The 561-nt window shown below is 51.3% G+C and carries 1 protein-coding gene; it reads right to left on the bottom strand.

Going from position 1 to position 561, the window contains the following annotated elements; all coding sequences use genetic code 11:
• Positions 1-235: 235 nt before the first annotated feature.
• Positions 236-561: transposase (locus PsAD37_RS16550; protein WP_153039777.1), on the bottom strand; the 326-nt coding region annotated here is incomplete at its 5' end.

Genomic DNA, 561 nt, shown 5'->3' on the forward strand with positions numbered 1-561 from the left:
ATGTATGGACCGCCTGCGTTTCGCAAGAGAGTTTTTACTTGGAAGCTTGAAGTCGCTACTATGTATCCGACCTGTTAATTGGCACGCGGGCCGTGGCCTTGATGGTAATACGCACGTACCTACAGTCTAATTAGCGGACAGGTTACTTAGAACCATGTTGGCCCTCTGACTTTGGGTGCGTTCTTTCTTCCGTTCCATGCTTATGCTCTGTCGCGAACTTTTAAGGAGGTTCTGGTTAGATCGCCTCCATGTCAGTTGTATGGTTGTCAAACTCCGTGCAATTGTACAATACGCTCCAGGCGATCCTTGCCAGCTTATTGGCCAGGGCGACGGCCAGTTTATTCTTATGCATTCGCTTGGATGCCCGTTCCAGCCAGTCTCCGAAACTCAAGTTCTGCCAAAGTTTCGGGCGCATCATCAAAACGTGTGCCGCCTGCACCAACAACATGCGTAAATAGCGATTTCCGGCTTTCGATATTTTGCCCAGGATGGGCTTGTCTCCTGTGCTGTACTGGCGAGGGACCAGGCCCAACCAAGCGCCAAGGTCTCGTCCGCGTTCAA

This window comes from Pseudovibrio sp. Ad37, from assembly GCF_001623075.1.
Taxonomy (GTDB): Bacteria; Pseudomonadota; Alphaproteobacteria; order Rhizobiales; family Stappiaceae; genus Pseudovibrio.